The organism is Daejeonella sp., from assembly GCF_044232565.1.
Classification (GTDB): Bacteria; Bacteroidota; Bacteroidia; order Sphingobacteriales; family Sphingobacteriaceae; genus Daejeonella.
In genome coordinates, this window is record NZ_JBIILQ010000012.1 from 1 (window position 1) to 23,707 (window position 23,707).

Genomic DNA, 23,707 nt, shown 5'->3' on the forward strand with positions numbered 1-23,707 from the left:
AAGCATCTTGCATTGATAAAAGAGGAGCTTCTCCAGTATGAACTGTCCTTAAAAAGTCATTAACAATTACTTCAAATCCACGCTTATATAATGTTGATTCCCAATCATTTATACTATTTGATATATAAGTTTTGTTTAGGCTAGTTTTTAGATCTGTCAAATTAATTACCGTCTTCTTTTCTTCGGCACTAAACACCTCAACTTTTTCTTCCAGAGTACCCGAATTACGATTCATGACAGCAATGGCTATCGCTCCATTTTCCGCAATCAGCTGAACAACCACATGCGCTAATAAGCCTTGGCTTTGCATTCCGCTCACCATCATTTCTTTGATGGGATAGGTAAAAAGAAAACGCATGGTATCAATAACATGTATAAAATCATCAAAAATAAAGGTGCGGATATCTCCAGGTAAGGAATGACGATTTTTTTGCAGGATCATCATATTGGGTTCAGAGATCTTTTTTAATTCGCCATAAGCAGGTGCATATCTTCTATTAAAACCAACCATTAAATGGAGTCCTTTAACCTCAGCCAACGCTATAAGACGCTTCGCTGAAGCAAAATGGTAAGTGATTGGTTTATCCACATACACATGAATATTATGCAGCAAAAGTTGCTCTATAATATGCTCATGCGAATCAGTAGAACTATGAACAAATGCCCCCTTGATTCCGCTTTTAAGAATTGATTCTAAGCTCGAATGGAGGTTAGCAATTCGGTATTGATTTCCTATCGCCAAAAGGCGATCCTGATTGCGTGTAAAAAGATGAAGATCTAAGTGCTTTGCTGCCAAAACCGGTAAATATGCCTTCTGTGCAATGTCACCTAATCCAATAATACCTATTTTCAATATTTAGTAGTTAGTAGTTAGTAATTAGTAGTTAGATATGAACGAGTAGAAATAATTTAGATGTAAGATAATTTATCTCATATCTAATATCTCATGTCTAATATATAATATTTTCACCGACATTTTACCCCCTTTTACCGAGAACTATTAGGAGCTCGCCTATTTTATATCGTATAATAAAGAAAATGAGTCTATTTTTGTTTTAAATTAAATCATGAAAAATAATATGCGTGCAAACCGAAAATCAGATAAGGCCCTCTTCGGAATGATTCTCGTTCTATTGGGATTCATACTTTTATTAAGGTCGCTTGATATCTTCTTTATCTCATCTTGGATAATTAGCTGGCCAGTATTACTAATTGCTTTAGGTGTATTTATGGGAAAGCGGCATGGGTTTAAGAGACCAACCGCATTTATGCCTATCATAATCGGAGCTATATTTCTAGTCGATGAAATCATTCCCGATTTTGATTCAGACAAACTTTTTTGGCCTGTAATGGTTATTACTTTAGGGTTTTGGCTGATTTTAGGTCGCAAAAAACAAAATCAAATTGAGGTAGGTACAAGTCCGATAAGCTCAGACCCCGACAGCTCCGAACCTATTCAAGAAGCTAATAATCAGGATAATGCAAATCAATCATCCTATTTAGGAGATCGTATAGACTCGACCTCCATTTTCGGAGGAATTAAAAAGAATGTCGTTTCGAAAAATTTTCAAGGTGGCGATATTTTAAACTTTTTTGGCGGTACAGAAATCAACTTATTGCAGGCTGATATTCACGGAATTGTTAAAATACATGTGGTGCAGGTATTTGGAGGGACTAAAATTATTGTCCCGTCAAACTGGAACGTACAGTCGGAAATGATGGCCATCGTTGGAGGAATCGAAGATAAACGCCCTCCACAAGCACTTGCAAATCCTGACAAAATATTAATTATTCAAGGGACTTCCGTATTTGCTGGTATTGATATTAAAAGCTATTAATTGCCTTATTCATCATCTGAAATAAAAAATAAATTGTTGAATCAGCAGCCAGATATCGAAAAATATCCTGAATTACTTATATCAAAAAGTAAGATAATCCTCATTGTAACGCAATGTATGGTGGCTTGTATCCTTTCCCAATCGGCAATTTTACTTTGGTTTGGATTTAGCCTCAAAACATCGTTTTTTGATGGTGCAATCAGTATTAGCTTACTCACAATAGCTTGTTATCTAATTAGTAATAATCTTAAATATTATCGACCTGAAAAAAATCGATATTTATTAATTCTACTTTATTGCTCTATTTTAGCTAGTTTATGGATCTTTATCAATAATTGGACTCTTACTCAACTCATACAGAATGACGTTCAATATTTAACATTCTTATTCAACTCATTACCTATTCGATTTTTTATTGGATTACTCATCATTGGTTTGACGGCCATGATTAGCATTGTTTGGTTCACCCAAATTGATCAGAAAGAAACTGAAAAAAGAAAATTAGAGGCTGAAAACCTCGCCAAAGAGGCCGAGTTATATAACCTGAGACAGCAGCTGCAGCCTCACTTCCTATTCAACAGTCTCAATTCAATTACTGCACTCATTGGAAGCAGACCTGAAGAAGCACGTAAAATGATTCATCAGTTATCAGATTTTTTACGTGGAACGCTAAAAAAAGAAGATCAGCAACCTGTTTCACTCCTTGCAGAACTCGAACACTTACAACTCTATTTGGATATTGAAAAAGTTAGGTTTGGGCATCGCTTATCTACAGAAATATCTTATAGTGATAGCTGCAAAGAGATGAAACTTCCACCGATGCTATTACAACCCATTGTAGAGAATGCCATAAAATTTGGGCTCTATGATACTACAGGCATTGTTACCATAAGTATTTTTGCCGAATGTAATGGAAATGAGCTACATATTACTGTTCAAAACCCATATGATCCCGATACAGCAAAGCCGAAGCATGGTACTGGTTTCGGACTTACTGGCGTAAAGCGTAGGTTATATTTATTATTTGGGAGAACCGACCTAATAGAAACCAGACCTTTTCAGCATATATTTACAAGCATAGTAAAAATTCCTCAGGCACAAATATGAGAGTGATTTTAATTGATGACGAACCACTGGCTCGTTCAATAGTGAAAGAATATTTAAAACATTGGCCTGAAATAGAAATTATTCAGGAATGTAATGATGGCTTTGAGGGTGTTAAAGCAATTGCTCAGCACAAGCCAGATTTAATATTTTTAGATATTCAGATGCCAAAAATTAATGGTTTTGAGATGCTCGAACTCCTCGAACAGGCACCTTCCGTGATATTTACTACTGCATTTGATGAATATGCTATCAAAGCCTTTGAAGAACATGCTATCGATTATCTCTTAAAGCCATTTACCAGAGAACGATTTGATAAAGCAGTTCAAAAATGGATGGATCAACATCAAAAAGAAGGCAAAATTCAAATGCCGAAAGAAATAGTTGAAAACCTACAAAGTTCATTCCCGAAGAATGATCGGATAGTAGTTAAAACCGGTAATAAAATTAAAATTATTCCCCTAAGCGAAATTAAATTCCTAGAAGCAGATGATGATTACGTAAAAATCCATACGCTAGAGGGCTCATTTCTGAAGAATAGAACCTTAACTCATTTTGAAAAGCTATTAGGAGAAAGCAATTTTGTAAGGGTTCATCGCTCATTCATAGTTAAAGTCAATGAAATCACAAGAATCGACCCCTATGAAAAAGATTCACACCTAGCCATCTTAAAATCAGGAGAAAAAATTCCAGTAAGCAAAACAGGATATCCAAAGTTAAGACAGGTATTGGGATTGTGAGGAGGGAGGGAAGTCGGAGGACTGAGGACTGAGGTATGAGGCAGGAAGTCTGAGGTCAGACAACCGACAACTGATAACTGATAACTGAGGTCTGAGGTAGGAGGTAGGAGGTCTGATAACTGAAGACTGATAACCGACAACTGAGGACTGAGGTAGGAGGCCTGAAGTACGAGGCCTGAGGACGGAGGTATGAGGTCCGACAACTGAAGACTGATAACCTACAACTGAGCTATGAGGTCTGATAACTGAGAACGGAGGTATGAGGTAGGAACCCGATTAACATTATAATTGTGACACAGTTTGTTTTACACTCTCCTCTTTAACACTATCTACAAACTTGAAATTAACAGCATGTCTAAAGATCCAATCAATTGTGCAATCTCACATCTCATATCTCTTTACTCAGACTCCAGACCTCAATTCATTAGATACACAAAACTTGAATTTAGCACTTCACTTTTATAGAAGCACGCCCCCCGCTCTTGGCAGTAATTTTTATTCGGTTATTTTTATTTCAGAATTTTTTTTTAACAAGTCCGAAATAAGTTCATTATTATTTATAGGTGCAATGTAAATCTCTTCATATTTGTTGTATTTAATAATAAGCCCATTTTTTGCCAATGCTGGTTTAATTCCGCTATACATAGTCTTACCTATAATTATTTCTTTTATGGTTGGAATTTTAATTTTTCCTCTTAAAAATCCCGAACGATAAATCAATTCGTTATTTTCAATTTTGTAAAATGTATCAAAGTAAATCCAAAATATTAAAACTAATGGACTCAATAAAGGTAGAAGTATAAAAGGTTTTTCCATAAAAGTATTCTTATCAAGAAAGAAAATTATTATCGGTAATATTATAGACCCAATTAATAAATAATTGATAAAACCTCTTCTGTTTGCTTTATAAATTTTCATATTATTATGTTTTTGATCTAAAGTTACTGCCAACTCTAAACTCTAAACTCAAATCTCATACTTCAGACCTCATACCTCAGACCTCAGACTTCAGACTTCAGACTTCCTACCTCAGACCTCAGTCCTCCTACCTCAACCCTCCTACCCCAATAAAACCTTCCAAGCATCTGCTACTTTTCCTTTTTCAAGCAACGCTTTGGCATATTGGTGCAGCTCACGCTGTCTATTACGGCTATCGCCAATAGTAGCATTTAAAATCTGGCGCAATTCAGGGTCAAATTGAAACTCTTCAATTTCTTTATCTGTGGGCAAGGCTTCCAAATTACCCAATTGCCCCAAATTATTACCTGTAAGTATTTCAGAATTCTTGATTGAGGAAGGAATTGAATCCACTCCTATTCCGATTGTGCGTACAGGCTTCTCAACTTTAAAAAGATTTTCTGATGTAACACGACAATACCAATCACCCCCCAAGCGCGCTACAAGATCTATTTTTTCTTGGTCAATCTTACCGGATTCATCAAGAATATGCTCCTGAATATGAATGAGCTTTATTTCTGCTAGCACCAGATTTCCAGCACCCGCTTCATTTCCTAAGCTAATAACCTCCTTCACTACACATTCCATTTGCACTGGCGACTCGGCTACCCTAGGTGGTTTCACAAGCTCTGAAGCTAACTCCGTAAACCCAGCTTTAATAAACTCATTGGTGCCTTTTGGATACTCCACACTGGCTAGCGAGGTCTGCTGCACCATGTCATAATTGACAATATTTATCACACACTCTGGCACTTCCAACACATTTTCAAGACTATGTTTTGTCGTATTATCGCGAACACGCCTTGCCGGAGAAAAAATACAAATCGGTGGATTTGTACTAAACATATTAAAAAAACTAAAAGGGCTCAAATTCACGTTCCCATTTTTATCGATTGTTGAGACAAAACAAATAGGACGCGGGGCAATGGCATACTGCAAATAATTTTGCAGTTCGGCAGTTTTTAAATCAGAAACCTTAATTGTGAGCATAGAATTTAGCTATTCAATTTTTTTAATTTTAAAATCGACCAATCGGTATCAACTTTTCTAATGGTGTTGATTAACCTTCCCAACCCGGTAATTTCCATCTCTACAATATCACCATCCTGAAGCCATTGCGGTTTAAAATTGGCATCATTCAGCAAACCAGTGCCGTTTAATTCCAAAAAACAGCCCGTTCCAACAGTCCCAGAGCCGATTACATCCCCCGGTAAAACATCCACACCATAAGAACAACGCTCAACAATTTCGGCAAAAGTCCAATCCATATCCCCCATCGAACCCGATGAAACTTCGGTACCGTTTACCCAACATTTCATGTCGAGGGCATAAGAATTGCCCGTATGGCCTGCTTTTGCAGGAATTTTATAAGGCTCAAGCTCGTCGGGTGTTACCAACCAAGGGCCTATAACTGTAGAAAAATCTTTTCCTTTTGCGGGACCTAAATTGAGAAGCATTTCCTCCATTTGCAAGGTGCGCGCACTCATATCATTCATAATCATGTAGCCGGCGATATAATCATCAGCTTCAGAAGCCTTGATATTCCGACCTTTCTTTCCGATTACAATGGCAGCTTCCAACTCAAAATCTAGCTTTTCAAAATGATCGGGCATACATTCAATATCTCCCATACCCTGAATGGCATTATGGTTAGTAAAATAAAATATAGGATACTGGTCAAACTCAGGAATCATCTCCACCCTACGATTTTTACGCGCAGAGGCTACATGTTGCCTAAAGGCATAACCATCTCTACATGAAGTTGGATGAGGAACAGGTGCTAAGATCTCAAAGAAAATTTCCTCTTTGGCTTCCATTTCCCCCACTTTGATTTTTTGATCTACATTTTTTGCTCGTTCCATTAATTCCTCACCGCCATTCAAGAATTCATTCATGGAGTCGGGAATGAGCTTATCGCAAGAATTTAGATTATAAATATGACCCTTAATGAACAATCCTAGATGCTCTCGGTCTTCGGTTTTATAGGAAACTAGTTTCATGTTGTTTATAATTTGGTTGTAGCTAATCAAAACTAATGAATTTTGGCTTTATGCATGAATTTCTAATTAAATAAAATTTGTTTCACACACAATCAATCATTTAAATTTCACAGAAAGAAAACATTACCTTTGTGCTAACCAATTATAATAATCCAATAAATTCTAATTTATGCCTATTTATCATACTTTAGGATCTATTCCTCACAAGCGTCATACTGTTTTCCGTAAACCGGATGGTTCACTGTATGCTGAGGAATTGGTCTCAACTGAAGGCTTTTCTAGCCTTTACTCACTGGTTTATCATTGCCACCCTCCAACAATTGTTAAGGAATTAGGGGAGCCCTATTCTGTGGAACCCAAAATTGCTAGAGAGAAGCATTTGCGCCATACAAGTCTTGTGGGATTTAAAATAAAGCCAGAAGACGACTATTTAGAAAGTCGCAAGCCTGTTTTAGTAAATAGCGATCTTCATATTTCATTGGCTGCACCGCGTCACTCCATGACCGATTATTTTTATAAAAACAGTCAGGCTGATGAAGTGATTTTTATTCATGAAGGTAGTGGAACCTTAAAAACAGGCTTTGGGAAAATCCCCTTTGAGTATGGCGATTACCTCGTAATTCCACGTGGCACCATTTATCAAATGGAGTTTAACACTGAAGATAACCGCCTCTTCATCATCGAAAGCTTTAGTCCGATACGCACCCCAAAAAGATACCGTAACCAATGGGGCCAATTAATGGAGCATTCGCCATTCTGTGAACGCGATATCAAACGCCCAACAAATTTGGAAACGATTGATCAAAAAGGCGACTTTAAAATTTTAATTAAAAAACAAGGCTTAATATATCCATACATCTATGGAACGCATCCTTTCGATTTTATAGGTTGGGATGGCTTTCACTATCCATGGGCTTTTTCTATTCATGATTTTGAGCCAATTACGGGAAGAGTACATCAGCCACCACCGGTACATCAGACTTTTGAGGGTCATAATTTTGTGATTTGCTCATTCGTTCCAAGAAAATACGACTATCATCCAGATGCTATTCCTGCACCATACAATCACAGTAATGTAGATAGTGATGAGGTGCTTTATTATGTTGATGGCGATTTTATGAGCCGCAAAAGCGTTGTAAAGGGCCAGATTACATTGCATCCTGGCGGCATACCCCATGGGCCGCATCCTGGAACGGTAGAAAAATCAATTGGGAAAGAAAAAACAGAGGAATTAGCCGTGATGATTGATCCTTTCAAGCCATTGATGCTGACAGATTATGCACTTAGTATTGAAGATGAAAGCTATCATAAAAGCTGGCAAGATAATTCATAATAAACAATTTAAGGTAGAATGCTTTGCCATATTAAAGGCTTAGCAATGTAGATCCAAAAAAGAACATGAATACAGAAATAGCTGAAAAAAGCAGTCAAAATATAGATTTTCTTCCCCTCAAAGGGACAGATTATATTGAAATGTATGTGGGCAATGCAAAGCAAGCAGCACATTTTTACAAAACCGCATTTGGATTTCAGAGTTTGGCCTATGCCGGACCAGAAACGGGTGTGAAAGACCGTGCTTCTTATGTTTTAATCCAAGATAAAATCCGGTTGGTGCTAACAACTCCATTATTCCCGGACCATCCAATTTCTGAGCAATTAACCAAGCATGGCGATGGCGTAAAAATTATTGCCCTCTGGGTTGACGATGCCTATGACGCTCATTTACAGACTACTACAAGAGGCGCTGAGAGCTACATGGAACCACAAACATTGGAGGATGAACACGGTCAAGTTCGCATGAGTGGTATTTATACCTATGGCGAGACCGTCCACTTATTTATAGACCGTACTAATTATAATGGTCCGTTCATGCCAGGCTATAAAAAATGGGAAAGTCATTATAATCCAGAACCTACGGGCCTACTGTATGTAGATCATTGCGTAGGGAATGTGGGATGGAACCAAATGGACAAGTGGGTTAATTTTTATGAAGAAGTTATGGGTTTCCGCAACATCCTTACTTTTGACGACAAGCAGATTTCTACTGAATACTCTGCTCTAATGAGTAAGGTTATGAGCAATGGAAATGGCTATGTCAAATTCCCAATCAATGAACCAGCGGAAGGTAAAAAAAGATCCCAAGTTGAAGAATATCTTGATTTTTACGGAGATGAGGGCGTACAACACATTGCTATTGCCACATATGATATTGTGGATACCGTTACTAAATTACAAGACCGAGGTATAGAATTCTTAAAAGTACCTACAACATATTACGATAACTTAGAAGAACGTGTGGGTAAAATTGAAGAAGATATTGAACCCCTTAAAAATTTGGGAATCTTGGTCGACCGTGACGAAGAAGGATACCTCTTACAGATTTTCACAAAACCTGTTGAGGACCGCCCTACCTTATTCTTTGAAATTATTCAGCGCAAGGGTGCAAAATCATTTGGGGCAGGAAATTTTAAGGCCTTATTTGAAGCTTTAGAGCGTGAGCAGGAGTTAAGAGGGAATTTATAATTCGTTTTCTATTTTTAAAGATCTTTGTCCTATGAAAGCATCATTTCATGGGATAAAGATCTTTTTTGTCAAACAACATTAATTTTAAAAAAGCACTTGATTAAATTTTAAAAAAAACAGTGCCTATTCATGAATTTTAAGATTTCATTTCCATAAAACACTCAAAATAATATCTTTGTTAAAATTAGTAAAGCCTTGAAAAAACGTATTGCCATTTTCGCTTCCGGATCCGGATCAAATGCCCAAAAGATCATGGAATTTTTTAAAAAACATCCGGACGCTGAGGTTGCACTTGTGCTTACCAATAATCCTGAGGCATACGTTTTACAAAGAGCCGATAATTTTGAGGTGCCATCACATATTTTCGACAAGCAGGAATTTTATAAAAGCGACGATATTATTAGCCTTTTAAAAAATTTACAAATCGACCTGATTGTGCTTGCCGGCTTTTTATGGTTGATTCCTGAAAACTTAATTGCTGCATTTCCTAATCGAATCATCAATATCCATCCTGCCCTACTCCCTAAATTTGGAGGAAAAGGCATGTATGGTAATAAAGTGCATCAATCTGTACTCAATGCAGGTGAGGAAGAATCAGGCATTACCATCCATTTTGTTAATGAACATTTTGACGAAGGAGAAACAATACATCAATCACGATTTAAAATCGAAAAAGGAGATAATCTTGAAATGATCAAATTCAAGGGCCAACAATTGGAGCACCTACATTATCCTAAAGTAGTAGAGCAAGTACTCAAAAAGATTAAGAAATAAGAAAGCCATTTTTAAATCTGATCTAAGCCGATATTTAAAAAATGATCCCATTTTTTACTAAATCGTTAACACCAAATCGATCAAAAAACCTTATCTTTGCAGCTTATTAATTTTAGTCAATGAGCCATCCTATCAAGATCAAAAACGCCCTAATTTCTGTTTATTACAAAGATAATCTAGAACCTCTAATTAAGCAGTTGCACAAGCAGGGAGTTGTTTTTTATTCAACTGGCGGGACAGAAAAATTTATCCGCGAATTAGGAATCGATGTGATTGCAGTTGAAGATTTAACGGGCTATCCCTCCATCCTTGGGGGCCGTGTAAAAACACTACATCCCAAAGTATTTGGTGGCATCTTAAACCGCAGAGATCATAAAGAAGATCAAAGCCAAATTGGACAATATAACATTCCAGAAATCGATTTAGTAATTGTGGACCTCTATCCCTTTGAGGAAACATTACAATCGGGTGCTTCGGAAGAAGAAATCATTGAAAAAATAGATATTGGCGGAATTTCATTAATCAGGGCCGCAGCAAAAAACTACAATGATGTGGTAATTATCGCTTCTAAAGACGATTATACAACATTAGGCACTATTCTGAGCGAAAATGAGGGTTCAACCTCACTTAATCATCGTAAATCCTTTGCACGTCAGGCATTTAATGTTTCATCTCATTACGATACCGCAATATTTAATTATTTTAATCAGGATGAACCATTAAGTGTATTCAAATACAGTGAGCAAAGAGGCACCAGCCTTCGATACGGTGAAAATCCGCATCAAAAAGGAGTATTCTATGGTGATTTAAACAGCATGTTTGAAAAACTTAATGGCAAAGAACTATCCTACAATAATTTGGTAGATGTAGATGCAGCTGTTGCTTTAATTGATGAATTTGAAGAACCAACATTTGCCATTTTAAAGCATACCAATGCCTGTGGAATTGCTTCATGCGACACAATTTTAGAAGCTTGGAATGCTGCATATGCCTGCGATCCAGTTTCTGCATTTGGTGGCGTTTTAATATGCAACCGTGAGATAAATGAAGAAACGGCCAAAGAAATAAGCAATTTATTTTTTGAAGTATTAATCGCACCATCATTTGATGATAATGCAAAACAAATTTTATCGGAAAAAAAGAATCGCATTTTATTAAAAAGGAATGATGTCCAGCTACCTAAAAAACAGTTTAAAACCTTATTAAACGGTGTTATTGAGCAAGATAAAGATCTAAAAATGGAAACCGCTGATCAAATGCTGGCCGTTACGGAGTTAAAACCAAATGCCCAACAATTAAAGGATCTAGTTTTCGCAAACAAAATAGTGAAGCATACCAAATCTAATACCATCGTGCTCGCAAAAAATGCTTGCTTGATTGCTAGTGGCGTCGGACAAACCTCAAGGGTAGATGCACTGCAACAAGCACTTGTAAAAGCAAAAGCATTTAACTTCAGTGTTGAAAACAGTGTAATGGCTTCTGACGCATTTTTTCCATTCCCCGATTGTGTGGAAATTGCTGCAGATGCAGGGGTAACGATGATTTTACAACCAGGAGGTTCAATTAAAGATCAAGAATCGATCAATATGGCAAACCAAAAAGGCGTAGGAATGGTAACTACAGGCATCCGACACTTTAAACATTAAAAGATACATCACTATCTAGATAACAATCATTCACAAAAAGAGTTTATATTAGCATACAATTAAAAACATTAATAAATATAAAATGGGATTATTTAATTGGTTTACACAAGAAATTGCCATTGACCTAGGCACCGCCAACACACTTATTATTCATAATGATAAAGTTGTAGTTGATGAGCCTTCTATTGTTGCATTTGATCGCACAACCAACAAGGTTATCGCCATTGGTAAGCAGGCCATGCAAATGGAAGGTAAAACCCATGATAACATACAAACAGTTAGGCCCTTAAAAGATGGTGTAATAGCAGATTTCAACGCTGCAGAATACATGATTCGTGGCATGATAAAAATGATTAATAATGGAAAAGGATGGTTTTTCCCTTCTTTACGTATGGTTATTTGCATCCCCTCTGGTATTACAGAAGTTGAAAAACGGGCTGTGCGCGACTCTGCCGAAATTGCAGGAGCAAAAGAGGTTTACCTGATTCATGAACCAATGGCTGCAGCAGTAGGTATTGGTATTGATGTAGAAGAACCAATGGGTAACATGATTATTGACATAGGTGGTGGTACCACAGAAATAGCGGTAATCGCTCTTTCTGGAATTGTTTGCGACCAATCTATCCGTGTGGCCGGAGATAATTTCGATAGCGATATTGTTCAATATATCCGTAGACAACACAATATTATGATTGGCGACCGTACAGCGGAGAAAATCAAAATTGAGGTGGGTGCCGCATTACCTGAACTTACTGATCCGCCAGCAGATTTTGCCGTGCAAGGCCGTGATTTAATGACTGGAGTACCTAAGCAAATAACCGTTTCCTACACAGAAATAGCACATTGCCTCGATAAATCTATCTCTAAAATTGAAGAGGCAATTTTAAAAGCACTTGAAATGACCCCCCCTGAATTATCAGCAGATATTTACCAAACGGGAATATATTTAACTGGTGGTGGAGCATTATTACGGGGACTAGACAAAAGAATTTCATCAAAAACAAAACTTCCTGTTCACGTTGCTGAAGATCCATTGCGTGCTGTAGTTCGTGGCACAGGTATCGCATTGAAAAATATTGGGAATTTTAAGTTTTTAATGCAATAGTTAATTTAATTAATAAAGAATTAATTATTAAGGATTATTTTAAGCACTATGAATGCTATTCTGTCATTATTTACAAGATTCAACTCAGTACTTGTCGGATAAAACATGCGTAACATTTGGCTTTTATTCAGTAAGTATAACGCATTTTTTCTGCTAATTATTTACTTTTTAATTTCACTTATCCTGCTAATAAAAAACAATTCCTATCAGCGTGCAAGTGTGTGGAATTCATCCAATAAAATTATTGGAGAGACTTATGATCAAGTAAATGAACTAAAAAGCTACCTCTCGCTTGGACGGACAAATGATAGCTTAGCAGCAGAAAATGCCCTTTTGAGAAATCAATTAAGCTCTTCTTTTAAGAGCGATAGCATCAAAAAGGTGACCGTACGCGATAGCACGATCAAACAACAATACACCTATACCCTAGCAAAAGTTATTAATAATTCCATTAACAGAAAAAACAATTACTTAACCATTGATCGTGGAACCAAACATGGTATTGTCAAGGGAATGGGTGTTACTTCTGCTAAAGGAATTGTAGGAATTGTATGGAATGTGAGTGAAAATTTCGCAACAATTCGCTCCATTTTACACAGCGACACAAAAGTTAGTGCCCAAGTAAATGGAAACATTGGCTCCTTAGTCTGGGGTGAAGGTAATAATGACTCACGATATGTTTATTTAAAAGACGTTCAAACTCATCTGACAATAAAAAAGGGAGATAAGGTACTTAGCTCAGAATTCTCCTTATTCCCAGAAGGAACAAACATTGGTTATGTAGTAGAAAACAGAATAAAGGGAGGAGCAAACGATACCGAAATCAAGGTGAAGCTAAGCACTGATTTTTCAACATTGCAGTATCAGTATGTTTATGTGATCAATAACCTTTTAGCTACAGAACAACAGTCGCTGGAATCTCAAAACAAAATTGAATAATGGGACGTATAATAACCACCAATTTTATCCGTTTTTTTTTACTCATTGCCACTCAGGTGTTTTTGTTGAAAAATATCGGCTACTATAACCTCAGCATCCCCTATTTGTATATTCTTTTTATACTCCTACTTCCTTTTGGAATCCCAAATTGGCTTTTATTTTTCCTCGCCTTTAGCACAGGAATAACTATTGATGTTTTTTACGATACACTGGGTTTAAATGCCGCCGCATGCACTTTCATGGCATTTATTAGAATCTTATACATCAGCATAACAGTGCAACGCGATGGCTTTGATAATGAACCTGAACCTAGTTTAGGAATTATGGGGTTTAGATGGTTTGTTTTTTACTCCATTATTCTCACTCTTGCCCATCATTTCATCCTTTTCACTTTCGAAACTTTTTCATTCAGTGAATTCGGCTATACCTTACTTCGAGTTTTCCTAAGCTCCATTTTTACAGTGTCCCTTATTTTAATTAGTGAATTTGCATTCTATCGCAAAAAATTACGTTGAAATCACTGCGGGGTATTTTTTTTAAAATTGTTAATTGGATTTTATTAAACCATATTTCAGACTAGTTAAATTACCCAAATCTGAAATATTTTAAGAATTTTTTGAGCAACAATATTGAAATTAAAAACAAATTCGATATGAACCGCAATTTTGTATAGCACTCTTTCCATTTCAACTGCTTCCACCTTTGCTAGTGCAGCAATATTTTGAATGGATTTTAAGGTCCGTAAACATTTTTCTTTTGTACTTTTGTACCAGATAAATAGTTTCTTCTTATAAGCTTCAAATAACAGGTCACTATTTAAATCTAAATTAGATAAGCACAATACATAATCTCGGAAAGCTTAATGAATAGTTTTTTTGCCAGGAAGTTCGTAGTCCAAGGAATATTCATCGTAATCATTTTAATTTTACTTACCCGATTGTTTTACATTCAGGTGGTGAGCGACGAATATTTTCTTTCGGCAGAAAACAATGTAATCAGAAGATTACCCATTTACCCAGCTCGTGGTGTTATTTTAGATCGCAACAACAAAATTCTAGCTCAAAACGAACCGGTTTACGACCTCATGGTAATCCCGCGAGAAGTTAAGGCATTTGACACGCTTAATTTTTGCAAATTGATAGGAGTTGATAAAAAAGGTTTTGATAAGCGCTTTAAAAAGGCTCGTAATTATTCCCCTTTTAAGGCTTCTATCTTTGAAAAGCAATTGTCTGTTAAAACCTATGCCTCCTTGCAGGAGAAACTGAGTGAATTTCCAGGTTTTTATGTTCAAAATAGAACAGTAAGACGATACCCCGACAGTATTGCGGCCCATTTCCTTGGCTATATTGGCGAAGTCAACCAAAAAGTAATTGATCAATCAAATGGCTTTTACAGGCGTTCAGATTATCATGGCATTACAGGTATTGAAAGATCTTATGAAGAGTTATTAAGAGGGCAAAGGGGTGTTCAAAATTTCATGGTTGATGCTTTAAACAGACCTCAAGGAAAATATGCGGAGGGAAAATACGATACGGTAGCCGTTATGGGAGAAAATTTAATATCCTCTCTTGATAAAGATTTACAGAAGCTTGGCGAAGAATTGATGAAAAATAAAATCGGTAGTATTGTGGCTATCGAACCTTCCACAGGAGAAATTTTATCCTTTGTCAGCAGTCCGGGTTATGATCCAAATTTAATGGTGGGCAGACAAAGAGGTAATAATTATATGGCCCTATTAAACGATAAATATAAACCCATGTTTGTGCGTCCGATTCAAGCAGAATACCCCCCAGGATCTATCTTTAAGGTTGTTAATGCCCTAATTGCACAACAATTTGGGCTCATCGATGAGAACACCTCATTCAATTGCCCTGGAGGCTATCGCTATGGCCGCAAAGGGTTTATGGGATGTACACACATTCATGGAGCTGTAAGTCTTAGAAAGTCTATTTCTGAGTCTTGTAACACCTATTATGGTTATGCCTATAGCCGCATGATTGATTTTGCTGGCATGCGCCCAGTAAATGCTTTTAAAAAATGGAGAACAGCGGTTTCAGCATTTGGCATTGGCTCCTCACTTGGCATTGATCTTCCCGGAGAACGCAATGGACTATTACCTACAGATGAACTTTATACCAAACGCTTTAAAAGTGATCGCTGGGGCTCGGCCTACACAATTTCCCTATCTATTGGCCAGGGTGAGCTTGGAATTACCCCGCTTCAAATGGCAAATATCGCAGCTATTGTAGCTAATCGGGGCTTCTTCTATAAGCCACATCTAATAAAAGCAATTGGGGTAAAAAAAGTTATAAAAGAAGAGTTTCTTAAAAAAAATAATGCCGGTATCCAAGCTCAATACTTTAACGATGTAATTAATGGTATGAGTGATGTGGTAAACCAGCCGAATGGTACAGCCTGGTATTCAAAAATTGCAGACATCGAGATGTGTGGCAAAACAGGTACTGTGCAAAATCCTCATGGAAAAGACCATTCCGTATTTGTTGCATTCGCCCCAAGAGATAATCCTAAAATAGCCATTGCTGTAGTGGTTGAAAATGCCGGATATGGTGCCACTTGGTCGGCACCAATTGCCAGCTTGATGGTTGAAAAATACATTAAAAAGAGTATTAGCAGACCTCAGATTTATACAGATCGGATCATGCAGGCAAATTTATTACCCGGTGCAGCGATTAATAGTTCTGGAAATACTAAAACTAAAGCTGATAGTAACGCTGCGAACAAAACAAACTCGGTTAAAAAAGATAATGTGAACAATGAATAATCAACGAAGCCTTTTTTTTAATGTCGATTGGTTCATTATTTTGACCTACATCACGCTCTGTATTATTGGCTGGTTCAATATCCATGCTGCTGTGTACGACCCTTTAAACCCAAGTATAATTGATTTTGATACCAATTATGGTAAGCAGTTCTTCTTTATCATTTCAGCTTTCATGATTGGGTTTGCTATTTTATTACTAGATAGCAGATTTTTCAATACCTTCTCGCCTGTCTTTTATGGAATAACAATCATTCTTCTCATTTTAGTGCTTATTATCGGTCGGAATGTGGGTGGTAACCAAGCATGGATTCCTATTGGTAATTTTAGGCTTCAACCTTCTGAGTTTGCCAAATTTGCCACCTGCCTGATGTTGGCTAAATACCTGAGTTCGGGAACCACAAAAGTTCAAGACATTAAAACACAATTGATTGCCGCATTAATCATACTTGTACCTACAGCACTCATACTTTTACAACCCGATGCTGGCTCTGCATTAACATTTAGCTCATTAATTCTCGTTCTATACCGTGAAGGCCTATCGGGATATTTCTTACTCATAGAAGGGCTAGCGATTATTCTCTTTGTTTTAACGATATTATATAATAAATACATAGTGCTTGTAGGTGTTCTTGCCATTGCAGGATTATGCATCTATTTTTATAGTAAGAACAGGCAAATGATTAAGGTGACGGGATGGGGGGTTCTCTTTTCAATACTATTCATCTTCTCTGTAGATTTTGCCTACAATAAAATACTGAAGCCACATCAAAGAAATCGTATCGATCTGATTCTCGGAAAAGTAGATGACCCACGTGGAATCGGATATAACCTTAACCAATCAAAAATTGCTATTGGATCCGGCGGACTATTAGGCAAGGGTTACCTTCAGGGAACTCAAACTAAATATGATTTTGTTCCCGAGCAAAGTACCGATTTTATATTTTGTACCGTAGGAGAAGAATGGGGCTTTTTAGGGAGCTCTGTCGTTATCGGACTCTACCTTTTCCTCCTAATAAGAATTGTTAATATCGCAGAACGTCAAAGGTCGTCAATGTCTAGAATTTATGGTTATGGAGTAGCTTCCATACTATTTTTCCATATTTTTATTAATATTGGCATGACCATCGGACTGATTCCAGTTATTGGTATACCATTGCCCTTTTTGAGTTATGGAGGCTCCTCGCTGTGGAGTTTTACAATCTTATTATTTATACTACTTAAGTTCGACTCGAATCGAATGGGTATTAATTAGAAAAACGGCGATTCAGAATTTCGTAAAACTTATCTGCAACATCCTGTTTATCTGACCAACTATTCTTAATCGCATAATTTTGCTTGAGGAAATTATCAGCAGCGTCGAAGCTATCAAAACGATTGATAAGCTCAATCGCCTCACTATAAGCCAAACTATAGCCATTGAAAAGATCACGCACAAATTGAAGTTTATCGTTCAGACTTATTAGGCCTTTTAAATCTTTTATTGGCCTTTGATTAAACTGCTCAGAGACTGTATTTTGAGATATTTGAGAAGAAAGCATCTCATTTAAAGTTAGCGCTTGAGGCTCCTCCATTGGCTTTACAGCTTGTGGCTCCCTTATAATTTGTTTGATCTCCTCAAGGGGTTCTTCAATTTCAGGCAAACTATCGGAAACTGTTTCTTCAATTGGGTCTTCTTCAAATATGGTTTTTAATTTTGTTTTTTCATCAATCACCCGCATCTCTTCTTCTGTTAAAGGACGATCAAATAGCTCATCAGCTGATTTATCCTCAAACTCAAATGAATCAAGCTCCTCATTCTTAATATCGAACTTCCAATCCGGAATATTTACCTCAACCGTCTCCTCTTCGTAAGCTTCTAATTCTTCAGGCTCCTCAATTAATTCCTGTATCACTATTGTATCAGTCTCAATCTCTGGTTCCAAAACAACAGCATTCGACACTTCTTGAGAGGATTCTGCATTAAGCTTCAATAGAATTGAAATATGATCAGAAAGAAAATCTGCATTTGCAGCAAAAAGTTCTAGCTCCAAATCATTTAAATGATCCGGATTTCGGGAAAGGTATTCAAACTGTTCATTAAGCTCAGAAATAATACCAGCAACTCTTTTAAAAATTTCTCTCTTATTCATCATCATTACAATATGTTTTATGGCCTAAAAAACGTCTTTAAATGGCATCAGGTATACTTAGATTAAGTCAAATATAAGGACATTTATCTAGATTTGACTTAATATTTAACGAGCTTCTCCTTCAATCTGATAGAAAATTCGGATATTAGCAGCAAGAAAAACAAGGGATTTTTAGGATGTTATTTAGTGAACATAATTTTAAGCGAAGAAAAGAACTAGGCGGAAGCATTGAAGTTATTTGTGGATCTATGTTTTCCGGCAAGACCGAGGAATTGATTCGAAGACTCCGACGCGCACAAATAGCTAAATTGAACGTTGAAATTTTTAAGCCTAAAACAGATACCCGCTACGATGAAACCTCGGTAGTTTCGCACGACTTAAACTCAATTCACTCCACTCCTGTTGAAAATGCAGCATCCATACTTTTATTAGGTGCCAATACGGAGGTAGTTGGTATTGATGAAGCCCAATTTTTTGATGATGAACTTCCCGATGTGTGTAATAAACTGGCAAATCGTGGAATTCGTGTGGTAATTGCCGGACTAGATATGGACTACCTGGGTAATCCTTTTGGCCCTATGCCCGCTCTCATGTCGATTGCTGAATTAGTAACCAAGGTACACGCGGTTTGTTTGCAGTGTGGCGGACCAGCAAGCTATTCATTCCGTACCTCCAGCAGCGATGCAAAGATTCTACTCGGCGAAAAAGAAAGTTATGAACCTCGATGCAGAACATGCTACAAAAGCATTGGCTAGGATTAACTCGCAAACTTATCCATTCAAATTTTTACGATCAATTATTTTTATCTGCAATTATCAAATTGTATAATTTATCAGTGTAAAAATTATTTTCATAATATTACGTATATCAAAATAAACTTTAGATGTTTAAACAAAAAGTAAGCTATTTCTACCTTATTTTATATTGAGAAAATACTGACTCCACAACTATGAAAAACATTTTAAAAGTTTTATTTACCATAGTCTTATTAGTAGTTACTGCTGCAAGTTGCAGAAAAAGTGCTAGCCAAGATACTCCAGAATTAGGCTATCCTGCCATAAAAGCTGCATTTGGAGGAAATATTGATCTTAATAATTTGAATAATTATTCAGGGCAGACTAAACCAACGTACATAATAAAAGACAATACAGGTGCTAACCCAATAGTGAATGCGAAAGCAACGCTGGGCAGGGTACTTTTTTATGATAAAAGTTTAAGTATAAATAATTCACTTTCATGCTCCAGTTGTCATAAACAAGAGTTTGCATTTAGTGATTCAGCATTAGTAAGTAGTGGCATCCTTGGTGGTAAAACCACAAGACATTCTATGAGATTGGTTAATTCAAGGTTCGCAGTAGAACAAAAGTTTTTCTGGGATGAACGGGCAGCAAGCTTGGAACTTCAAACAAGTCAGCCAATTACAGATCATTCAGAATTGGGTTTTAGTGGCCAGAACGGCAGACCAGCCTTTAGTAACTTATTAACCAAGCTACAGGGAATTAGTTATTATAATGAACTTTTTAAATTCGCATACAATAACGAGCAAGTCACAGAGTTACGCATACAAGAATGTCTCGCACAGTTTATCAGAAGTATTCAATCATTTGACTCCAAATATGATGCAGGACGAGCGTTAGTTGCTAATGACAATCAAAACTTTCCCAATTTTACTGCAGAAGAAAATTCAGGAAAGAATTTATTCATAATCCCTCCAGTTTTCGATGCAAATTCAATCAGGATAGCAGGTGGCGTGGGTTGTAACGGCTGTCATAATGCGCCAGAATTTGATATTGATCCCAATAGTCGCAACAATGGTATTATTGGAGTAGCAAATAGTACAAATAGAGACCTGACAGTTACACGTGCTCCTTCCTTACGCGACTTAACCAGAGTTGGCGGGAGAGTGAATAGTCCGATGATGCATACCGGAGCAAACCGAACCTTGAGGGCAGTAATAAATCACTATAACACCATAAATTTAAACCAAAATCAAAACCCAAATCTGGATGCAAGGTTGGCGCCAAACAGAATAGGTCAGAATTTGAACCTAAGTGAAACTGAAATAAATGCGCTCATTGCATTTCTACAAACGCTTTCTGGAACAAACGTTTACGTTGATAAAAAATGGAGCGATCCTTTTCTTTAAAATCCTGAAGGGTAATGAAGGATGATTTTATTTAGAAATAATCATTTTTAATAATTTTTCTGTTACCTAAACTCAAATAATTAACCACAAATCCACCCCACAAAAAAAGCCCCTGATTTTAATCAGAGGCTTTGTACCCAGCGCCGGAATCGAACCGGCACAGTTTCCTATCGGTGTTTGAGACCGACGCGTCTACCAGTTCCGCCAGCTGGGCATTTCATTTAGTTTTGTTCTAATTGAACAAACCTTAGCGGGTTTTTTGAAGATTACTCTTCGGGACAAACATAAATAAAATTTTAATATTTTAAAGGCCTTTTTTGGCAAATTAGCTGTTTTTTAGCCCCTAAATTTATTCAAACTCTCCCGAATACGCATTAAGTATTTTTGGCGATACCATATATCTTTGATCTTCAGAAGGGTACTCTCAGCATCCTTAGCTTCTCTCCTATCAAACTCATCAGTAAATTGTTTTAACTCATCAAATAAGACAAGCTCCAAATCATCAATTTGTTTGCCCAATTCTGCCAATTTCAATTCATCATGATCAAACTCCATCTCCATCAAGGCTTCATTTACATCCATCATGTCCATTAGGAAGTCTTGCGGCAATACATATTTATCACCATCAGCAAGTAAATGATGTAGGCTAAGAATATACTCGATTCGCTTCAAAGGATCAGAAAGCACCTGAAAAGCCTTGTTGTTTACTGTAGAAAGCTCCAATATTTCGGCTTGCTTCTCCGCATCCTCATTCACGTAGAAATCAGGATGAAAGCGCTTGCTCAATTCATAGAATTTCTTCTTAAGCTTTTGCTCATCTATGCCAAAGCTTAATGGCAAATCATAAAATTCGAAATAGTTTATATCGCTCATTTAAGCTTTTAGATCAATGAAAACATTCTAATTAATTCAATTATAAATTAATTAATGACATGTTTTAGGATATCACTTCCAAAAACAAAGACCATCAGTGAAACTAGAATTACGAAACCAACCATTTGAGCACGTTCCATAAACTTATCACCTAGAGGCTTACCTTTTATCATTTCAATCAATAAAAATACGGCATGACCTCCATCTAAAGCAGGAATCGGCAATAAATTCATTAAAGCTAATGCCATAGACAGTAATCCCACAAGGCTCCAAAATTTTACCCAATTAACGGTTCCGCCAAACATGGTTGCAATACCAATCGGACCAGTAAATGCTTTATTTGCTTTAACCTGCCCCGTAGCTACTTTCCCTAAGCCTTTGGCATTATCCATGAATGAACCCCAAGCTTTTGACGCTCCAACGGGTAGTGAACCAATAAAACCATATTCAACTGTCTCTATTGGAACATTAAAATATTGAGGAATTGCAATCCCAATCGTTCCATCTTCTGCAACCTGAGTTTGAATTTCCAAAGTTTTATTTTCACGAACAAGGCTTAGCGCAACAACTTTATTTTTATTGGCCTGCACTTCCGATTTAAATTCATCGTAAAACACAATTGGTTTAGAATTCACAGCTAGAATACTATCTCCAACCTGAAGTCCAGCCTTTTCAGCATTGCCACCCGGAGCAACTTGAACGATACCCGATAATTTGACCCTTGGCTCAACAAACTGTCCGATGCCAAGGTCTGACACTTTTTCAAGGATATTTCCCGGAACCTGAATGGTTTTAATTTCAGAACCACGGACAACACTCAATTCGCTATTTCCTAGGAGCACTTTTGAGCTTGTTAACTCATCGAAACGAACAATAGGCTTACCATTAACTGCCGTAATACGATCACCAGTTTGGAGTCCGATTTCTTTACCTATAAGCCCTGGAGCAATACCATCAGGCAATTTATCATTCGGAATGAAGGTCTCCCCATTTTTTAGAGTTAACATCCAAAAAATAAAAATACCCAAAACAATATTTACTGTTACCCCACCAAGCATCACAATTAATCGCTGCCATGCTGGTTTTGAGCGAAATTCCCAGGGCTCTGGCGGTCCGGCCAATTGTTCGGTATCCATAGATTCATCAATCATCCCTGATATCTTCACATAGCCCCCTAATGGAAGCCAGCCAATGCCATATTCACAACCTTTATAATTGAAGCTGAATAATTTAAATCCCCAAGCATCAAAAAACAGGTAAAACTTCTCTACCCTAATGCCAAATGCACGGGCTGCGAAAAAATGCCCTGCTTCGTGTAAAATGATTAAAATTGATAATCCCAATAACAGCTGACCCGTCATTACTAATCCATCCATGCTTTTCTCTTATTTTATTTAAAATTAAAAATTACTATTTAACACTAGTTCCTGCGCATACATGCGCGTATTTTTATCGGTTTCCATATAATCTTGAAGTGTCGGATTTTCCACAAAAGCCATTTCGCTCATACATTTTTCAATCACATCACTCATCTGCAAGAATCCAATACGCATATTCAAAAATTCGGCCACAACCACTTCATTCGCTGCATTGATCACACATGGCATATTTCCACCTGTATTTAAGGCTTCAAAAGCTAAAGCTAAGTTACGGAACGTCTTTTTGTCAGCCTCCTCAAAACTCAAATTGGGATAATCCATAAAGTTAAACCTCGGAAAGGTGTTTTCTATCCTTTGAGGATATGCAAGCGCGTATTGAATCGGCAATTTCATATCGGGAAGACCCATTTGTGCCTTCATCGATCCATCTTTAAATTGTACAATTGAATGCACAATAGACTGAGGATGTACGATGACGTCAATTTGCGAAGCATCCAAATCAAAAAGCCATTTGGCCTCAATAACCTCCAAACCTTTATTCATTAAGCTTGCCGAATCGATCGTAATCTTTTCGCCCATCACCCAATTGGGGTGTTTTAATGCCTCCTTGCGACTGATTGTCGATAAAAACTCAGCATCACGACCGCGGAATGGTCCGCCTGAAGCCGTTAAATATATTTTTTCAATCGGATTCCGCTCCTCCCCTGCTAAACATTGAAAGATGGCAGAATGCTCCGAATCAACAGGCAAAATCTTCACGCCATGTTCTTTG

The 23,707-nt window shown here is 37.1% G+C and carries 22 protein-coding genes and 1 tRNA gene; 14 read left to right on the forward strand and 9 right to left on the reverse strand.

Annotated features, from left to right (window positions below):
* Positions 1 to 853 (reverse strand): Gfo/Idh/MocA family protein (locus ACILQF_RS01655; RefSeq protein ID WP_395625670.1); only part of this gene is annotated, 853 nt, incomplete at its 3' end.
* 214 nt (positions 854 to 1,067) lie between these two features.
* Here ACILQF_RS01655 and ACILQF_RS01660 point away from each other — a divergent pair.
* From ACILQF_RS01660 to ACILQF_RS01670, 3 genes are read left to right on the forward strand one after another with little or no spacing between them, the layout of a single operon-like run.
* Positions 1,068 to 1,838 (forward strand): LiaF transmembrane domain-containing protein, encoded by a 771-nt coding sequence (locus tag ACILQF_RS01660; protein ID WP_395625671.1) that lies wholly within the window; start codon positions 1,068 to 1,070, stop codon positions 1,836 to 1,838.
* Positions 1,839 to 2,945: a sensor histidine kinase gene (locus tag ACILQF_RS01665; RefSeq protein WP_395625672.1), complete on the forward strand. Its 1,107-nt coding sequence runs from the start codon at positions 1,839 to 1,841 to the stop codon at positions 2,943 to 2,945. It begins immediately after the preceding gene.
* Positions 2,942 to 3,682, forward strand: coding sequence for a LytR/AlgR family response regulator transcription factor (locus tag ACILQF_RS01670; protein WP_395625673.1), 741 nt, complete (start codon positions 2,942 to 2,944; stop codon positions 3,680 to 3,682). Before ACILQF_RS01665 ends, ACILQF_RS01670 begins: the two co-directional genes overlap by 4 nt.
* Before the next feature lie 495 nt (positions 3,683 to 4,177).
* Here ACILQF_RS01670 and ACILQF_RS01675 read toward each other — a convergent pair whose 3' ends face one another.
* The 3 genes from ACILQF_RS01675 to ACILQF_RS01685 form a co-directional block, all read right to left on the reverse strand.
* Complete coding sequence (locus ACILQF_RS01675; protein WP_395625674.1) at positions 4,178 to 4,600, reverse strand: PH domain-containing protein; 423 nt, start codon at positions 4,598 to 4,600, stop codon at positions 4,178 to 4,180.
* Positions 4,601 to 4,741: 141 nt separating this feature from the next.
* Positions 4,742 to 5,629, reverse strand: a complete 888-nt coding sequence (locus ACILQF_RS01680; RefSeq protein ID WP_395625675.1) for a flavin reductase family protein — start codon at positions 5,627 to 5,629, stop codon at positions 4,742 to 4,744.
* 5 nt (positions 5,630 to 5,634) lie between these two features.
* The gene (locus ACILQF_RS01685; protein ID WP_395625676.1) at positions 5,635 to 6,639 is read right to left on the reverse strand and encodes a fumarylacetoacetate hydrolase family protein; all 1,005 of its coding nucleotides are present in this window, start codon (positions 6,637 to 6,639) and stop codon (positions 5,635 to 5,637) included.
* Between the two features lie 169 nt (positions 6,640 to 6,808).
* Between ACILQF_RS01685 and ACILQF_RS01690 the strand changes: the two genes are divergently transcribed.
* From ACILQF_RS01690 to rodA, 9 genes are all read left to right on the forward strand, one after another.
* A complete protein-coding gene (locus tag ACILQF_RS01690; protein ID WP_395625677.1) occupies positions 6,809 to 7,972 on the forward strand; it encodes a homogentisate 1,2-dioxygenase in 1,164 nt (387 codons plus the stop codon).
* Positions 7,973 to 8,037: 65 nt separating this feature from the next.
* A complete protein-coding gene (hppD, locus tag ACILQF_RS01695) occupies positions 8,038 to 9,162 on the forward strand; it encodes a 4-hydroxyphenylpyruvate dioxygenase (protein WP_395625678.1) in 1,125 nt (374 codons plus the stop codon).
* A gap of 195 nt (positions 9,163 to 9,357) precedes the next feature.
* Complete coding sequence (purN, locus tag ACILQF_RS01700; protein ID WP_395625679.1) at positions 9,358 to 9,936, forward strand: phosphoribosylglycinamide formyltransferase; 579 nt, start codon at positions 9,358 to 9,360, stop codon at positions 9,934 to 9,936.
* Positions 9,937 to 10,055: 119 nt separating this feature from the next.
* Positions 10,056 to 11,582 (forward strand): bifunctional phosphoribosylaminoimidazolecarboxamide formyltransferase/IMP cyclohydrolase, encoded by a 1,527-nt coding sequence (gene purH, locus ACILQF_RS01705; protein ID WP_395625680.1) that lies wholly within the window; start codon positions 10,056 to 10,058, stop codon positions 11,580 to 11,582.
* An 82-nt stretch (positions 11,583 to 11,664) separates the two neighbouring features.
* On the forward strand, positions 11,665 to 12,687 hold the full coding sequence (locus ACILQF_RS01710; RefSeq protein WP_395625681.1) for a rod shape-determining protein: 1,023 nt from the start codon (positions 11,665 to 11,667) through the stop codon (positions 12,685 to 12,687).
* A gap of 105 nt (positions 12,688 to 12,792) precedes the next feature.
* Positions 12,793 to 13,626: a rod shape-determining protein MreC gene (mreC, locus tag ACILQF_RS01715; RefSeq protein WP_395625682.1), complete on the forward strand. Its 834-nt coding sequence runs from the start codon at positions 12,793 to 12,795 to the stop codon at positions 13,624 to 13,626.
* Complete coding sequence (locus ACILQF_RS01720) at positions 13,626 to 14,141, forward strand: rod shape-determining protein MreD (RefSeq protein WP_395625683.1); 516 nt, start codon at positions 13,626 to 13,628, stop codon at positions 14,139 to 14,141. The genes mreC and ACILQF_RS01720 overlap by 1 nt, the downstream gene beginning before the upstream one ends.
* Positions 14,142 to 14,488: 347 nt before the next feature.
* Entirely contained in the window at positions 14,489 to 16,408 is a 1,920-nt protein-coding gene (gene mrdA, locus ACILQF_RS01725; protein ID WP_395625684.1) for a penicillin-binding protein 2, read from the forward strand.
* Positions 16,401 to 17,660 (forward strand): rod shape-determining protein RodA, encoded by a 1,260-nt coding sequence (rodA, locus tag ACILQF_RS01730; RefSeq protein WP_395625685.1) that lies wholly within the window; start codon positions 16,401 to 16,403, stop codon positions 17,658 to 17,660. The genes mrdA and rodA overlap by 8 nt, the downstream gene beginning before the upstream one ends.
* On the opposite strand, the gene ACILQF_RS01735 is transcribed toward rodA, so the two are convergent.
* The gene (locus tag ACILQF_RS01735) at positions 17,653 to 18,543 is read right to left on the reverse strand and encodes a hypothetical protein (protein WP_395625686.1); all 891 of its coding nucleotides are present in this window, start codon (positions 18,541 to 18,543) and stop codon (positions 17,653 to 17,655) included. The two genes, rodA and ACILQF_RS01735, sit on opposite strands and share 8 nt — an antisense overlap.
* 170 nt (positions 18,544 to 18,713) lie before the next feature.
* Between ACILQF_RS01735 and ACILQF_RS01740 the strand changes: the two genes are divergently transcribed.
* Together ACILQF_RS01740 and ACILQF_RS01745 are read left to right on the forward strand one after the other, a co-directional pair.
* Positions 18,714 to 19,292: a thymidine kinase gene (locus ACILQF_RS01740; protein WP_395625687.1), complete on the forward strand. Its 579-nt coding sequence runs from the start codon at positions 18,714 to 18,716 to the stop codon at positions 19,290 to 19,292.
* Between the two features lie 194 nt (positions 19,293 to 19,486).
* Positions 19,487 to 20,683, forward strand: coding sequence for a cytochrome-c peroxidase (locus tag ACILQF_RS01745; protein ID WP_395625688.1), 1,197 nt, complete (start codon positions 19,487 to 19,489; stop codon positions 20,681 to 20,683).
* A 134-nt stretch (positions 20,684 to 20,817) separates the two neighbouring features.
* Here the strand turns inward: ACILQF_RS01745 and ACILQF_RS01750 are convergent.
* The 4 genes from ACILQF_RS01750 to dxr all read right to left on the reverse strand — a co-directional run.
* Positions 20,818 to 20,897 (reverse strand) — tRNA-Leu (locus ACILQF_RS01750).
* Between the two features lie 122 nt (positions 20,898 to 21,019).
* On the reverse strand, positions 21,020 to 21,556 hold the full coding sequence (hscB, locus tag ACILQF_RS01755; protein ID WP_395625689.1) for a Fe-S protein assembly co-chaperone HscB: 537 nt from the start codon (positions 21,554 to 21,556) through the stop codon (positions 21,020 to 21,022).
* Positions 21,557 to 21,603: 47 nt separating this feature from the next.
* Positions 21,604 to 22,932 (reverse strand): RIP metalloprotease RseP, encoded by a 1,329-nt coding sequence (rseP, locus tag ACILQF_RS01760; protein WP_395625690.1) that lies wholly within the window; start codon positions 22,930 to 22,932, stop codon positions 21,604 to 21,606.
* Positions 22,933 to 22,956: 24 nt separating this feature from the next.
* The coding region (dxr, locus tag ACILQF_RS01765) for a 1-deoxy-D-xylulose-5-phosphate reductoisomerase (protein WP_395625691.1) at positions 22,957 to 23,707 on the reverse strand (751 nt) is incomplete at its 5' end.